General features: G+C 36.1%; 8 protein-coding genes. 3 read left to right on the top strand and 5 right to left on the bottom strand.

Annotated features, from left to right (window positions below):
• Positions 1-3: 3 nt before the first annotated feature.
• On the bottom strand, positions 4-1,347 hold the full coding sequence (locus K8B81_RS02040) for a rhamnogalacturonan acetylesterase (protein ID WP_223678552.1): 1,344 nt from the start codon (positions 1,345-1,347) through the stop codon (positions 4-6).
• 224 nt (positions 1,348-1,571) lie between these two features.
• Between K8B81_RS02040 and K8B81_RS02035 the strand changes: the two genes are divergently transcribed.
• From K8B81_RS02035 to K8B81_RS02025, 3 genes are all read left to right on the top strand, one after another.
• Positions 1,572-5,195: a DUF4450 domain-containing protein gene (locus tag K8B81_RS02035; protein ID WP_223678551.1), complete on the top strand. Its 3,624-nt coding sequence runs from the start codon at positions 1,572-1,574 to the stop codon at positions 5,193-5,195.
• Between the two features lie 98 nt (positions 5,196-5,293).
• Positions 5,294-7,489 carry a hypothetical protein gene (locus tag K8B81_RS02030; protein ID WP_223678550.1) on the top strand — a complete coding sequence of 732 codons (2,196 nt, stop codon included), beginning with the start codon at positions 5,294-5,296 and terminating at the stop codon, positions 7,487-7,489.
• 316 nt (positions 7,490-7,805) lie between these two features.
• Positions 7,806-9,656, top strand: a complete 1,851-nt coding sequence (locus K8B81_RS02025; RefSeq protein WP_262902661.1) for a rhamnogalacturonan lyase — start codon at positions 7,806-7,808, stop codon at positions 9,654-9,656.
• Between the two features lie 104 nt (positions 9,657-9,760).
• Here K8B81_RS02025 and K8B81_RS02020 read toward each other — a convergent pair whose 3' ends face one another.
• Genes K8B81_RS02020 through K8B81_RS02005 form a run of 4 tightly spaced genes read right to left on the bottom strand, consistent with a single transcriptional unit; the run spans position 9,761 to position 17,183 of the window.
• Positions 9,761-10,909: a cytochrome-c peroxidase gene (locus K8B81_RS02020; protein WP_223678549.1), complete on the bottom strand. Its 1,149-nt coding sequence runs from the start codon at positions 10,907-10,909 to the stop codon at positions 9,761-9,763.
• Between the two features lie 3 nt (positions 10,910-10,912).
• The gene (locus K8B81_RS02015) at positions 10,913-12,379 is read right to left on the bottom strand and encodes a hypothetical protein (RefSeq protein WP_223678548.1); all 1,467 of its coding nucleotides are present in this window, start codon (positions 12,377-12,379) and stop codon (positions 10,913-10,915) included.
• Positions 12,366-13,826: a RagB/SusD family nutrient uptake outer membrane protein gene (locus tag K8B81_RS02010; RefSeq protein WP_223678547.1), complete on the bottom strand. Its 1,461-nt coding sequence runs from the start codon at positions 13,824-13,826 to the stop codon at positions 12,366-12,368. Before K8B81_RS02010 ends, K8B81_RS02015 begins: the two co-directional genes overlap by 14 nt.
• Positions 13,827-13,829: 3 nt before the next feature.
• Positions 13,830-17,183: a SusC/RagA family TonB-linked outer membrane protein gene (locus K8B81_RS02005; protein WP_223678546.1), complete on the bottom strand. Its 3,354-nt coding sequence runs from the start codon at positions 17,181-17,183 to the stop codon at positions 13,830-13,832.
• Positions 17,184-17,192 lie beyond the last annotated feature (9 nt).

Genomic DNA, 17,192 nt, shown 5'->3' with positions numbered 1-17,192 from the left:
GGTTTAGTTGCCATCTGGTTTAGTAACTTCATAGCGGTCACTCATCGGAAGTGTCCAGTTTGAAATGTAATTTGGTTTCTTCGGATTGTAATCTGGAACTTCTTTTTGAATTTGCTTTTTTAACGGAATATCAAGTTCGCGAATTCCTTTCAAAACACAAAGCGCTATTTCGTTTGCTCCAAAGCTATTAAAATGAGTATTATCCTCCAAAGCTTTTACTTGTCCCGGAAAAGTATTCGCAGGATATTGTACAAAAGCCTTTCTTGACGGCTCATCGCCCCAGGTTTCGTATAATTCAGTTGTTATTTTGGTAATGTCAATAAGTGCTACATTACTTTTTTCTGCAACAGTTCGCATGGCAGCAGGAAAATCACCATGTGTTTCTTTTAAAGTTCCGTTTTCATTGAAAGATCGTCTTTGTGTTGGTGTTACCAAAACCGGAATCGCCCCTTTATCTCTGGCACACTGAACAAATTCGGCTAACAAAGTAGAATATGATCCCCAGGCACCGTTTCCTTCTCCTTTAATTTTTTCGTCATTATGCCCAAATTCGACAAACAGATAATCTCCTTTTTTAATTAGTGAGAGAATCTTTTTTAAACGGTTTCCACCTTTAAAAGAACTCAGCGCTGAACCTGAAACTGCATAATTGGCTACCACAACTGTTTCGTCAAAATAATTCGTAATAAATTGCCCCCACGAAGCCCATGGTTCCACATCCTGATCGGTAACGGTTGAATCTCCGGCAAGATAAACAACTGTAAGATTGTCTTTTTTGGTAATTTTTATAGTTTGAATAGTAACATCTCCTAAAAATTCCAGTGTAAGTTTATCATCCCAGTTCAGGATATCTTTTTCCCTGTCTTTTAGTGAAACATTCTGGGTATCATTAATTTTTGGGGTTCTCACATTGACATTGAAAATTTTGGTTACAGGTTTTCCTTTTTTTATTGAAAGCTGATCCAGCATTAATCTTCTTGACTCCGCTTTTATGGTAATATTTGATGCTTTTTCAGAATTTCCCATAACCACTTCAACCTGATAATTTCCTTCTGGAAGTTTTACAGAAAAATAAGTTGGTTTAATGGCAGAAAATGTATTCGGGTTGATTTTTACATTCGATGCCGAATTAAGATCAAAACCATATCCTTTAGCAGCATCATATAGTAAAGGTGTATCTACTGTTATCCCTTTTTTATTTTTTAATGCAGTTCCAAAATTAAACAACTGACTTTCAGTATTGTCATTTGGATTAATTTCAGTTAAAGAATTAGTGTTTAATGCAAATAGATTTACCTGCATCATTAACCAAAACAATAGACAAAAGGAAGTTTTAAATTTTATCAAGTTTTTCTTTTTTAAAATTATTGTAAAATCAAAACTAACGGTTACTTATTTATATAGTATCCTGTACTATGATGTTAAAAAAATAAAAGAATATAAATTATGATATTGAAAAAATCAGGTAGGTACAGGATGCAATACCATAAAAAAACGAAGAAATTGCGTTTAAATTATCAAAACTATCAGGTGTTTGATAATGATTATGTGCCTTTTGATTCTTAAATTTTATGAAAATCCAAAACAATATTATTCACACTTTCTTTGGCTTATTACTACTATGCCCTGCGCTAATTATTGGTCAGGAAAAAGCTCCGCGTAAAATACATTATGCTCCTGAGGGAAATAGTTTTGTTTTGAAAAACGGTACCCGAAAATTCAACCGTGCGTTGTATGGCTCAAATACTGGTTTTAGGGTTGAGACCGGTGATTTACCGGAGTTTGCCATGTACATGCCGGGAATGGGTGGGAATTTGAAATTTGGCTTAATAAATGAAAAAGAGAGTAAATGGATTACAGAAGCAGCAAAAATCAGTACCAAATATGTATTGGGAACAATGCAATATGAAATTCAGGATCTCATTTTAGGTAGCGGAAAACTGTTTGTAAATGTCGTGGCTTTAAAAGAAAAAGAGGGTTTTATTGTAAAAATCAATGGTGAAAATATACCTAAAAAAGTAAACTTGGTCTGGGGGTATGGCGGTGCAACCGGTAAAAAATTTAGTCGTGACGGTGATATTGGTGCTGATCCTGAATCTGTGTTTTATCTGCAGCCTGAATATTGTACAAATAATAAATATACGCTAAAAAAACAGTCTTTCTTACTCGAATACGGTTCTGAAAGCAATAAAGAGAAAACGGGTAACAACAAAAGCCTGATGGGATATTTTCCGGGATCGGATATCAAGTTAGCCAATCCAAAAAAGCAAAAGTCACCATTAGAATTATATAGTTCCAATCCGGAGAATCTGACGCTCATTACAGGAAAAATCCCCGTTTCAAAAAAGGAAATATACTGGCTTTTTTCAAGTGAAGATTTAAAATCGGATATTTCTCAAAAAGGATTATCCGAATTGTATGATAAATCGGTTCAGGAAACACATCTTTTGGCGAATAGAGTAAAAATTACAACGCCCGATCCTTATATTAATACATTAGGTTCGGCTCTTTCTATCGCAGCTGATGGAATTTGGGAAAGTCCGGCTTATCTTCATGGAGCAATAGCCTGGCGTATGTACCTGAATGCGTGGCGTGGTGCTTACACTGCTGACCCTTTAGGCTGGCATGATCGCGCGAAAACACATTTTACAAGTTACAGCAATTCGCAAGTTACGACTCCTGAAAATGGACCAATTGTTTTGGATACCGTTCGAAATTTTGCCCGCCAGAAAGAAGTCTTGGGAACCTCAATGTTCAGCAGTGGTTACATCAGCCGAAATCCGAACAAAAATACGGTGGCGCATCATTATGATATGAATCTGGTATTTTTCGATCAGATGCTGAGACAGTTTAAGTGGACAGGAGATACTTCGTTCATGAAAGAAATGTGGCCAACGATTCAAAGACATTTAAACTGGGAAAAAAGAAACTTTGACCCTGATAATGACGGACTTTATGATGCCTATGCGACCATCTGGGCAAGTGATGCGTTGCAATACAGCGGAGGCGGCGTAATTCATTCTTCTGCTTATAATTTTTATGCGAATAAAACGGTTGCCGAAGTTGCCAAAAGAATTCAGATTGATGAAAATCCTTTTCTTAAAGAAGCAGATAAAATATTAAAAGCTTCGAAAGACCAGCTCTGGATTCCGAAAAAAGGAATTTTTGCAGAATATAAAGATGCATTGGGAAACAGATTATTGCATGATGTTCCAGGTGTCTGGAGTATTTACCATACCATCGATTCAGAATTGTCGAATCCATTTGAGAGTTATCAGATGCTGAGTTATGTTGATAAACAGATTCCGCATATCCCGATTTCGGCAGAAGGGCTTGATAAAACCGATCTTTACACCATAAGCACAACCAATTGGCAGCCGTATACCTGGTCGATCAATAATGTTGCTCTGGCAGAACAATTGCATACTTCCTTGGCTTTCTGGCAGGGCGGGCAATCTGAAAAAGCGTTTAAAATGTGGGAAAGTGCTTTGATCGAAAGTATGTACCTCGGAGCTTCTCCGGGTGGTTTTGAACAGCTTTTGTATCAGGATGCTATGAGAGGCGAATTGTACCGTGATTTTGCGGATCCAATTGGAATGGCGTCAAGGACTTTGGTAGAAGGACTTTTCGGCATCCAGCCTGATGCTCTGGCCGCAGTTTTAACCATTCAGCCTGGATTTCCTTCAAAATGGAATCATGCAGCTTTAGATATTCCGGATATTTCAATTGATTTTAAAAGAGAAAACAAAACTGATTCATATCTCATAAAAAATCAGTTCGCAGCAAAAATGGATTTGAAACTGGTTGTTAACGCACCTTTTGACGGAATTGAAAATATAACGGTTAATGGAAAATCAGTTAGCTGGAAAAATATTCCGGAAAGTATCGGTACTCCAAAAATTGCTGTTGAAATACCATATGAAGCTGATTATGATGTCAAAATTAACTGGAAAGGAGACGCTTTGGAAGACATCCAATCTGTAAAATCTTTAACAGCCGGAGAATCTTTTGGGATAACAACCACTAAAGCGGAAATTGTTTCAGTTTATGATCCGCAGTCTGTTTTGAGCGAGGTTTCAAAAAACAATAAATTGTATCAGGCAATTGCATATGGTAATCAGAATAAAACTTTTTTTATTCAGTTGAAACAAGGTGATTTAGCGTGGTGGCAGCCTGTTGATGTTAATTTGAAGCCTAAAATTGAATCTGAAATTGTTCAGTTAAAAAACAATTCTGTTGAAATCTCCCTGAAAAATAATTCGGAAAGCAAAATTGAAGGAAATGTAGTTTTTGATGCTTCCGCAAAAGATAATCAGCAGAAAATTTCTTTAAGTATAAATCAGAAAGAAACTATTGTTATTCCGTTTGAGAAATTAGTTCCGGGAACCAATAAATTCTCTGTTAAAGCAGATTCGAATACCATAAAAGAAGTAACTTTTACCAACTGGGATATTCCATTTAACCATTCAAAAAAACAGGAAGCGATTTTACTTTCTTCATTTTTTAATTCGAAAGTGACTGATGTTTTTAACGAGAAGTATTTGTCTCCAAGACCGCAAACAGTGACTTTGCAGCTTCCTATTAACGGAATCGGAAATTGGTGTTACCCAAATGTTTCTGTGAAACTGGACGACTCAGGATTGCGTCAAAAAGCAAAATCAACTGGAGAAATTATAACTCCCGAAGGAATTGTTTTCAAAACGCCTTCTGATGCAAATCAAAAAAATATCGTTTTCACATCACAGTGGGATAATTTTCCAAAAAGTGTCAATATTCCATTAAGCGGAAAAGCCTCCCACATTTATTTTATGCTTGCCGGAACAACTAACCCAATGCAAAGCCGTATCGTAAATGGCGAAATTGAAGTAAATTACACAGACGGAACTTCAGAAATTTTACAATTTAAAAACCCTGAAAACTGGTGGCCGATAGAACAGGATTATTTTGTTGACGGACTCGCTTTTACAACTGATGCACCAAAACCGCCAAGAGTCTATTTGAAATCGGGAGAAGTTTCCAGAACTTTCAAAGATTTCACGACTATAAAAGGATTTTCGAATTTTGGAATTGATGGCGGAGCAGGAACGATTCTGGATTTGCCTTTAAATAAAGATAAAACCTTAAAAAGTCTTACTCTCAAAGCTATTGCCAATGATGTGGTGATTGGTTTGATGAGTACAACTCTAATTAGATAATGAGTCAATTTGAAAATTAGATAATTTGTCAATAAGAATTTCAAAAATCAATGGCAATATCAACATCAATTTCAATAATAAAATTTTAAAACTGCAATATGAAAAAATTACTTTGTGTATTATTTTTGGTGTTCTCTTTTTCTGTTTTTTCACAGCAAAAAATAGACAGGAAAGCATTGGTAACAAGGCATAATGTGCAAATTACTGCAATAGATACTTTAGCTTCTTTAACTGTTGGGAATGGGAGCTTTGCGTTTACGGTGGATGCTACAGGATTGCAAAGTTTTCCGGAAAAATACCAAAACGGAATTCCGCTTGGTACGCAGTCTGAATGGGGTTGGGACAGTTATAAAAATACAGAGAATTATAAGTTTTCTGAAACTTTAAAAGACGTAGATCAGTATGGTCGTAAGATTTCGTATTCAACACAAATTAAAGAACCTGCACGCAAAAAGGAAGCAGTCGAATGGTTTCGTCAGAACCCGCATTTATTACAATTGGGAAACATAGGTTTTGAAATCACCAAAAAAGACGGAAGTTTGGTAAAACCGGAAGATATTAAAGCCATTAATCAAAAACTGAATTTATGGACAGGAAAAATTGAGAGCTATTTTGAGGTGGAAGGCACTTCCGTGAAAGTGATAACGGCTTGCGATCAGACAAAAGATGCTTTAGGTTTTAAAATAGAATCGGATTTAATTCAGCAAGGGCGGTTGAAAGTTCGTGTCCGAATCCCTTTTCCAACTGGACTCTGGGGTGATATGGGGACGAAATGGGAAGAAAAACAAGATGTAGCTATTTCAAAAGTTGCTATTGCGGGGACTGAAATGGGGAAAAAATGGGGAGGAAAACAAGATTATAAAAGCAATCTGAAAATCAAAAATAAATCAGAAGCTACCATTACACATGTAATGGACAGTATTTCCTATGACATTAATTTGAAATGGAAAGGCAATGCATCGATTACAGAAAAAGCAAAACATTATTTTGTTGTAGAACCTATAAAAAGCAGTACAATAGAATTGAGTTGTTCGTTCATTCAAACAGATAAAAACAAAGCTGTAATTCCTTCTTTTGAAGCGATTCAAAAAAGCAGTATTGGTGGTTGGGAATCCTTTTGGGAAAGTGGGGCGGCAGTTGATTTTTCAGGGAGTACAGACAAACGGGCACATGAATTAGAACGGCGTGTGATTCTTTCGCAATACCTTACCAAATTACAGTGTACCGGAAAAGTTCCGCCACAGGAAACCGGTTTGACCTATAACAGTTGGTTCGGGAAACCACACTTAGAAATGCATTGGTGGCACGGTGTACATTTTGCCCTTTGGGACAGACCTGAATTGCTGGAAAAAAGTCTTCCGTGGTATCAGAACGTTTTTGAAAAAGCTAAAAATATTGCTAAAAGACAAGGCTTTGAAGGCGCAAGATGGCAAAAAATGACAGATTATGATGGCAATGAAAGTCCGTCATCGGTTGGGGCATTCCTGATTTGGCAACAGCCACATTTCATCACCTATGCAGATTTGATCTATCAGGCAAAACCAACGACAGCAACTTTAAATTTATACAGTGAGCGTGTTTTTGCAACGGCAGATTTCATGGCTTCATTCGCTAATTATGACAGTAAAAACGATCGTTACGTTTTAGGACCTGGCGTGATTCCGGCGCAGGAAAGATTCAAAGCTATCGAAACTTTTAATCCAACGTATGAATTGGCATACTGGAACTGGGCTTTAAAAACGGCTATCAACTGGAAGAAAAAACTAAACCAAAAAGTTCCTGAAAAATGGGAAGACGTTCTGAAAAAATTATCGCCTTTGCCAATTGCAAAAGATGTGTATCTGGCAACAGAAAGCGCAACAGATTCCTATACCAATCCTGAATTTAAAACGGATCATCCGTCTGTTTTAGGAACTTTCGGAATGCTTCCGGAAACCTCTCTTCTGGATAAAAAAATCATGAAAAACACTTTTGATCTGGTTTGGGATACCTGGTCATGGGACAAAACATGGGGTTGGGATTTTCCAATGACAGCGATGTCTGCAGCTCGTTTGCAAATGCCGGAAAAAGCTATTGATGCCCTTTTCATGAATGTAATAACCAATACCTATCTTAAAAATGGTCACAATTATCAATCGCCAAGGTTAACACTTTATCTTCCTGGTAATGGAGGTTTGCTAACAGCTGTTGCGATGATGTGTGCAGGCTGGGAAGGAAATGCAATTGAAAACCCGGGGTTTCCTAAAGATGGAACATGGAAAGTGAGAAGCGAAGGATTTAAGAAGATGTTTTAAGTTTTTGGAGGTACTAAGTGCTAAGATTCTGAGATACTAAGGCTTAGTTGTAAATTTTTTATTTTCGTAATATTTGTCATTCCGAGGAACGAGGAATCTCCACAAGTGGCTCGACAAAGATTGGTCATTTCTTTGCGTAATTTCTAATGTGATTTCTCCCTCCGGTTAAAATGACAAGAAAAATAAAAGATCTGCTTAAATCTTTCTAAATCTGCGTGAAACTTAATAATGTTCCTACATATTTAATAGTCTTACAAAACAAACCCTAACCCCTAAAATCAGTCTAAACATCAAACTTTACCAACCAAAACCAATTATGAAAAATAAAATTTTATTACTATTATTTTTTTTGTCGGGTTCAATTTTATTTGCGCAAAGACAAATGGAAAGTTTAGACCGTGGCGTCATTGCCATAAAAGACAAAGGACAATTTTTTATCAGCTGGCGTGTTTTAGGAACAGATGCTGATGATCTGGCGTTTAATTTATATCGAAAAAGCGGTTCTCAAAAAGCCGTAAAATTAAATGAAAAACCGATTACCGGAGCTACAAATTTTATTGATGTCAAAGCCAATGAGAAAGAAGAAAATACATGGTTTGTAAAAACGATTTTAAAAGGAAAAGAGAAGGATGCAAAAGGAAGTTTTACAATTCCGGCTTCAAGTCCGGACAAGGATTATTTGTCAATTGCGATAAAACCCGTTGAAGGTTATATTCCGAATGATCTTTCGACAGCGGATTTAGACGGAGACGGAAAATATGATTTAGTGGTTCACATGACCGGAAAAGGACATGATAATTCGCATACAGGAATTACGGATCCCCCAATATTTCAGGCTTACACTTTAGACGGAAAGTTTCTATGGCAGATTAGTTTAGGAAAAAACATTCGCGAAGGAGCCCATTATACACAGTTTATGGTCTATGATCTCGATGGTGACGGAATTGCAGAACTGGTTTGCAAAACAGCTGACGGAACCACGGACAGTCAGGGAAATGTGGTTGGAGATGCTTCAAAAGACTGGGTTGACAGAGAACCTAATTCGGGAACTTATGGTAAGATTTTAAAAGGTCCCGAATACCTTTCTGTTTTTGACGGAAGAACAGGTAAACTGGTTACAACCACAGATTATATTCCGGAGCGAGGAGATTTGGCTGGATGGGGCGGACATGGAGGAAGCGGAGGAAACGACACCAAAGGAAACAGGATTGATCGTTTTACAGCCTGTATTGCTTATTTGGACGGAATTCATCCAAGCGTGGTAATGTGCCGTGGATATTACGGAAGAACAGTTTTAGCAGCTTTTGATTTTAAAAATAAAAAACTTACTTCAAGATGGGTTTTTGATAGTAAAAATGCTGAAAATCCGTACTCCGGAATGGGGAACCACGGACTTACCGTTGCTGATGTTGATAATGATGGAAAAGATGAAATTGTTTATGGATCGATGTGCGTAGATGATAATGGAAAAGGATTGTATACAACAGGTTTCAGACACGGAGATGCTTTACACGTTTCGGATCTGGATCCAGAAATTCCCGGTTTGGAAGCGTTTGGAATCCATGAAATTGAAAATAAAACAACCGGTCCGGGTGTAGCCGTTTTTTCAGCAGCAGATGGAAAAGTTTTATTTACCGATTCCCTAAATGAAGATGTTGGGCGTGGCGTAGCAGATAATATTGACCCAACCAGAAAAGGTGCACAATGCTGGTGGTCCGGTTCTCCGTTTTTACATGATATGAAAGGAAATAAAATAGGGGATGCGCCAAAATCAATCAACTTTTTGATTTATTGGGATGGCGACACTTCAAGAGAATTACTGAATTCAAATTATATCGACAAATACGGCAAAGGCAGATTGTTTACAGCAACGGGGGCAGTTTCAAATAACGGGACAAAATCTACTCCGGCACTTTCAGCAGATATTTTAGGCGACTGGAGAGAAGAACTGATTTTAAGAAGCGAGGACAATAAAGAATTACGGATTTACTCGACAACTATTCCAACAGATGTCAGACAATATACTTTTATGCACGATCCTCAGTACCGTTTGAGTATAGCCTGGCAAAATGTAGGATATAATCAGCCGCCTCACACCGGTTTTTACTTTGGAAGCGGGATGCAGCCGGCTCCAAAGCCTAATATTGTTTTAGTTTCTAAGAAGTAAATTTTATATTTAAGATAACAATAAAAAAGTCCGTTTCAAATTCATGAAACGGACTTTTTGGATTTGTGATTTATTGTGGCAAAAAACAAACTATTATGACTATTCTACTTTGGAAGTTCAGGTGTCATGATTCTTCTCGTTGGCGTACTTAATGTTTCGATAAATGCTAATAAATCGCTTATTTCTTCTTTGCTTAGATTTAATTTCTTAAGCATCGGATCTACCTTCGGAATTAAAGAATCACGTGGCGTTCCCAGGTATTTTTTCTGTACTGGTGATGGATTTCCTAAATTGTAAAGTTCTACGACATCCAGTAAAGTAGGAAAATGTCCGTGATGCATCCAGGGTCTTGTATTGACTACTTCACGAAGCGTAGGTGTTCTGAATTTGCCTATATCTTTTACATCTTTTGTGACATTGTAACGCCCGAAATCTTCATTTTTTGTTCCGAATAAAACCTGTCCATCGTTATGAAACTGGTTGTCACTGAAATAAGGCGTATTATGACAGTTGATGCATTGTGCTTTGGTTCTAAACAAATGCAGCCCTTTTACCTGCTGATCGGTGTAAGCATCAGATTTTCCACTAACGAAATGATCAAATTTACTTTTTGGACTGTTGATGGATCTTTCGAACGTTGCGATTGCATACTGAATGCGCTCAAGAGTCACTTTTTTATCTCCAAAAGCAGCTTCAAAAAGCGGATTGTACCCTTTTATTTTTCCAATTTTGCCAACAGCAATTGTCAGTTTTTCATTCATTTCTAAAGGATCGCTTACCGGAAACTGCGCCTGATCTTCTAAACTCTTCGCACGACCGTCCCAAAATAGGGAACTAGCATAAGCCGAATTTAAAATGGTCATTGAATTTCGTTTTCCGTTCTGGCGGTCGTGGCCAAAAGAACGCGTCAGATTATCAGTCCATCCCAATTCAGGATTATGGCAGGAAGCACAGGCAATTTGTCCGCTTACAGATAATCTCGGATCAAAAAACAATATTTTGCCCAGACTTTCTTTTTCTTTAGAATAGGGATTGTAAGCAGGATACGGAACTGCCGGAAGTACACCAATATCCTGAAATTTAGATTTGTCGATACTTTCGTGTAATTCTGCTGCAGGCCATTTTGAATGATCTCCGCTGGAATATGCCTTTCGTAATTCCTGAATATCGGTGTATTCAGGTTCTTCAATTGTTTTATAAGCGGTTAAACTTAATAACAATAAAACTGGTATTATTAATTTTTTTAATTTCATAAATTATAGTGTGACTTCTTTTGGACAATCAATATTTAAGGCAGCCGGCTTTGGATAAACTCTGTTATTGTATATTCTGTATTGTGTGGAAACGGTTCCTCCAAAAATTTTATCATTTGTTAGTTTCAATTCAAAAGAAATTTCAAATAAACCATTACTGATTTCCTTGTAAGTTCCTTCTCCGGAAATAATGATTGCATAAGTATGATCTTTATCTACTCCAATAGTTAAAGTTTGGCGATTCACTAATACACTTCCCTGAGTTTTGCTGTTTCCATTTTCAGGAAAAAATTCCAAAGCAGATTTAATGTTAAATCCCGGAGAAACAGAAGCAGAATTATTTTCATTAGAAAACCATCTTTTTAATCCAAAAGAATTAATTGTATTGGTTCCGCTGGCGACATTAAAACCTATTTTAAAAGCATCATGGTAAACATCATCATTTGGGTCTGTTGTTCCTTTATCACTATAAAGTACTGCATTCGGATTGTTCTTAGTAACAACCACAGGAAAAGTTAGCGCATTAAATGTCTGCCATGCACAGGTTCCGCTTTTGTCAAACCAGTGTTCGCCGTAAGTCAAATAAAAAGCATTAGACAGATCATAGAATTTTGAAGCAGGATTTGCCTGAATATCTCTTGGTGTTTTTATAGGTTTTTCAATTGTTAAACTCGTGTTTCCCGTAGCTCTGTAATTTGTTGTGTTTACTAAATCAATTGTACTTATAAAAGAAATATCATCGTTTTGTAAGTCTTCTAAAAGGGTGAAATGATAGGTTACGGAATTTTTGTCTGTTTCAAAAGCATCGTGAGTCAGGGAATATTCGAAACCATTTTCAAATTTGAATATTTCAAGGTTTTCTAATTCTGATGGAAAATAGCCATTTGGAAAATTTACTTTAAAATCAAACTTTTCTCCAACTTCCCCTTTAAGGATGTATTGATTTACAGGGAATGTGTAATTGGTGCTAACTTCAGCCAGATTAATTGTGAAAGTATCATTTGTAGATTCAGTATTTAGATTTCCAATGTGAACCAGAGGATTCGAAGCATTTTCAAGTTTCAGTGTTATAGTCTGTTTGTCCTGCCATCTTTTATCAAAAGAAACAAAAATGGTATCAGTAAGCTTTGTTCCCTGAAATACCAGTTCATTAACAGGGCTGATTTTAAAACCGTCAGTATTTGCTGTTGATGATACAGCGCTAAAATTTACAGTAACAGCTTCTTTTAAAGAACTTGCTGTCAGGGCGACCGGCACTTTTAAAGTTTTGATTGCATTGTTTACATAACTGGATTGTGGTACTAAACTGCCGTTTATAGCAGGATAAACCAATGGAGTATTGTCGCTTCTTACCAGAAAATGAAATCTTACATATGGATCTATTTCAGAACCCATTTTATAATCATCTTTTGAACAGGAAGCAGTAAGTGAAGCTATCATCAGGACAGCAAATGTCTTAATAAGATTCATTTTGTTTCAGATTTGGATTAAGATTAGTATTAAAGGTTGGTATTGGTAATACAAATTTTAAAGACGGGTAGTTGATATTGCAATTGGTAGAAATACAACCGTCATTCCTGGAAATATTTTTGTGGTTTCGCATCAGATCAAAAAACAAATGACCTTCAAAACAAAGTTCTTTTCTTCTTTCTAAAAGAATATCTTCTTTAAGATTTGCTGCATCCGTAACTAACGTTGCATTAGCTCTGGCACGAATTGTATTGATATCCGCCATTGCAAGATCAGATCTGTTTGTTTCTAAAGCAGCTTCGGCACGGATTAAATACATTTCACTCAATCTGAAAGCAACGTAACCCGGATTATCCTGAAACTTTTTTGTAAAGTTGTAATTTACCTCAATCAGTTTTTCGTTAACTAAGGTCAAAAGTGGTTTTTCCAGAAATAATTGTTTTCTTAAATCATTGGGTTCATATAAATTAATCAAGTCATTCGAAGCGACATATTTTTCAAAACTAGTAGCAGATGTATATCCAAAATTTTTCGACATTGATCCTCCAACAATTCCTTCTGAATCTTTTTTTACTGAGAATTCCAATAAAATTTCAGACACAGGAAGATCTGTTTTTTCCCATTCTGTAATTAGATTTTCTTTAGCTGTTAATATTATCCCTGAATTGGTAATTACATCATTTGCAGTTTCATAAGCATTAATCCAGTCTTTTTTGTGAAGATATACTCTTGCCAGTAATGCTTTTGCACTATTACGACTAAAAAAAGAATACGAAGGACCTGCCAGAAGTGATTGTTCTGAATAATTCGAAATTGCAGTTTTTAAATCGTTAACGATTAAATTGTAAGTATATGCTGCAGTTTCTCTGGCAGGATACTGAAGACCATTTTTTATAGATTTTGTAACATAGACAATTCCTAAATGCGATGCGTCTGTAGTGTAACCATAATCCTGGCTGTAAACTAAAGATAAAAGAAAATGCATATATGCACGTATGGTAAGTGCCTCGGCCATAATCTGATTTTTTTCTGTTTCTGTAGCATCTTTTAGTGCAGGAGTAAATTCTAAAATTAGATTTGCCTGATTGATAATATCATAACTACCATCATAAAAAGACCTATAATCACTGGCCAATGCATCGTCTTCAAATGAATATACATTTTTTGTATTTGTAGCAGGGTCAATTTGTCCGCGATTAGAGCCTGTTGCTAGTGGAGTGAATTTTAAATTACCACCTTGTAGATCGGCATAAACAGCAAAACGTTCTCCTCTCACATTAGCTTCAAGTTCTGTATACAAACCAGTCAATGCAGTTAAAACTCCTTTTTTATTTTGTAAAAGTTCATCTATAGAAGTTTGTGTTCCCGGTTCCTGTTCTAAAAAGTCACTACAGCTTTGTAATGAAAAAATCAGGATAAAAAACGTGATGTATATTGAATATTTCATTTCTTAAAATTTAGCGTTAACTCCCATTGAGATAGTTCTGGCTTGCGGATAGATGTAACTATATTCCTTTATTCCGTTCATTCCTTTTGGGCTTTTTTCTTTGTACCAGTAAAATACATTTGATGCATCGGTAAATACAGAAAGTGAACTTAACAAATTGCTTTTTAGAGGTACATTATAACTCAAATTCACATTGCTGATCCTGATATAGGTAGCATCATAAAGATATTTGGTTAAGTTGGGTAAAAGAGGAGAACTGGTTACTGCTGGCTGTGAAGCTTTGTCTCCAGGGGCTCTCCAGTAATCGTATGCATTTACAGATAGATTTCTGTTCGATGTATTGTTGTATTGATCAATAAGAAGGTTCGAGGCTAAAAATTCTCCACCAATTTGAAAATCAGCTCTAATAGATAAAGTCAGATTATTGTTGAAAGTAAAATTATTGAAAAAGCCTCCATAAGCATCTGCCTGCTTATCGCCAATGGGTTCCCAGTCTGCTATGGTGTATAATTCGTTATAAGTTTTAGTATCGTATATTTTAGCATTTTTTTCAACTAAATTTCGTCCAGTTGCGGGATCAACCCCAACCCACTTTACACCCCAGATTGTAGTAGTGCTGTAGCCTATTTTTTGAGCAAGAGCCAGATTTGCCTGAGAATAGTCGCTTCCTAAACCTTTTAAATCTGTTACTTTGCTTTGTATAGTAGAAATATTAAAAGCTGTTGTCCACTTAAAGGCATTGTTTTTTATCCATTTTATTCTTGTAGTAAGTTCAAAACCCTTATTGTACATACTTGAAGCATTCAATTGGAGAGAATTGTAACCTGTTTCTGTTGGAATATCTCTCGTCGTAATTAGATCACTTTTGTTATCATAATAATATTCTATTGTCAATTCTATTCGGTTGAAAACATTAAAATCAAATCCGGCATTAAATTTTGTGTTTTTTTCCCAGCTCAATTCACCGTTTGGTGCTTCTCCGGTTGTGGCTCCAATAGCACCATTATAACCGTTTTGACTAATATTATACAAACCTTTGGAACGGTAAGAACCAATCCTTGAGTTTCCGGTAGTACCATAGCTGGCTTTAAATTTCAGGAAGTCAATCCACGTATTTGTATTTAGGAACTCTTCGTTGCTGGTAATCCAGCTGATACCAGCTCCACCATTGTAAGCAACATCAGTATCATCACCAAATACAGAACTTTGATCGCGACGAAAATTTCCTAAAACGTAGTAGCGTTTTTTATAGTTATAGTTTATTTGAGATAGTAATGAAACTCTGGAACTGTAGCTAATCTCGCTTCTATATGTCTGACCATTGGTTGATTCATTCACTAATGGAGTTGCAGGATTATCATCTCTAATGGCATCAGTCACATTATTAATCTGATTTGGATTTACAAATCCTACTCCTGATTTATAATTAAAATTTCCTTTGTCCTCAGAAAGCTCAAAACCAGCAACACCATCAACATTATGATTTTTGCCTAATTGTTTATTAAACAAAAGCTGCCCCTGCCAGTTCCATTTAGTCGAATTTCTCAGATTTAAAAGGCGTCTTCCCCATGCAGGATAAGCAATATCATTTAAAGTAAAAGATCCGTTAAACTGTCCGCTTTCATTTTCTCCGGAAAAATAACGATCTTGTTCCTTATCGGTATAATCCATACCAAAGAGAGAAGCTAATTTTACCGATTTATTAAGCTCATATGATAAATTTAAACTTCCTAAAATTCCATAAGTGTTTGTTATATTTTTATTTTGAGCAATAGCTGCTAAAGGATTTCCTCTTGTCTGACCGCTAACGCCTAACCCGGCAAAAGAACCATCTTCATTGTATGGTGCATTGGTTGGCAAATAAGCAAAACCATAAAATATATTTGGGGCATCTTTTTGTACATAACTTGGATTAAGCATCAGATTTACATTCCATTTGCCTGAATTAAAGCCTAAATTAATTCCGGCGTTTAATTGCTCAGTGCTGTTGCCCATTTGGGGTTCGTCAATTTTTAAATAACTTATATTGGTGCGATATGAAAATTTTGAAGTCGATCCGGAGACATTAAAGTTATATTTATTATAAACTCCTGTTCGGTTTAGTAATTCAAACCAATCCGTATTTATTCCGTTGTATATTATCGGAACATAGTTTGAAGTTGTGTTTTTCTGAAACTCATTTCTAAGCTCGGTATATTGCTCTCCACTTAAATATTTAATTCGGTTTATAGCTGAAGAAATTCCAAGTTGGTTTGAAAATCCAAATTGTGTTTTTCCCTTTTTCCCTTTTTTTGTTGTGATCAAAATAACCCCGTTTGCTCCATCGGCGCCATAAATACCCACGGCGGCAGCATCCTTTAAAACAGAAATAGTTTCAATATTTTCAGGAGCAATTTTCATTAAAGGATTCGCTAAATTTTCTGCAGAATCTCCTGATCCGTCAAAAAAACTGCTGTCAATAGCATATTCTTCGCTCATAACAACACCGTCAACAATTATTAAAGGTTGTGATGAAGTTCCGGTAATAGCACCCGTCAAAGAAGATAAAGTACCTTGTCCGCGAATGTTTATTTTTACAGGTCCGCCAACTCCGGTTGTGTTTTCAACTAAAACACCGGCTATTTGCCCAGTAATCATTTTGTCGATAGTTTCGGTAGCTTGTTCAACCGCAATATCTTTTGCCTGTAAAGTCGAAATGCTTCCCACAACTTCTTCCTTTAATTTCTGTGTTCCGTACGAAGATGTGATAATAACCGGATTCAGCTCATCTATAGCTTCTTCCATAAAAAAAGTAAAATCGGTTTTGTTGCCAACTTTTAGAGTCTGGGACTGCATCCCAAGAAGCGAAACCTGTAGTATAACATCTTTGATGTTTTTTTCTTTCAGTTGATAAATAAATTTCCCATCAGCATCAGCAATTGCACCTCTGCCGGTCCCTTGCACTAATATTGTAGCTCCGGGAAGGGGCGTTTTATCTTTGGCATTTAGTACAACTCCCTTAATTGTTCTTTCAGTTTCTTCTGTATTATTTAGTAAATAAGGAGCAGAGCTGGTTAACAAAACCTGTTTTTTCTGAATGTAAAATGAAATATTTTTGCCCTTGAATAACTTCGTTAAGACAGTTTCTAAGGAAGCATTCTTTACATTTATACTGGCTTTTTGATCAGTATCAATTTTTTTTGCATTGTAAATAATCCTAAAATCTGTTTGTTCTTCAATTGATTTGATAATCAAATTGATAGGTTCATTGTTGATTTGCAGTGTAATTGATTTATTTTGTGAAAAGCCGTGAAAACCGAATAAAAGAAGGGCTAAGAAAAACATGGTTTTTCTTGAAAAAAATGTCGTAAATATCATGTTTTTAGT

Origin of the sequence: Flavobacterium hibisci (assembly GCF_020026925.1) — a bacterium.
Lineage (GTDB): Bacteria > Bacteroidota > Bacteroidia > Flavobacteriales > Flavobacteriaceae > Flavobacterium > Flavobacterium hibisci.
This window is presented reverse-complemented; position numbering and strand designations above follow the sequence as displayed.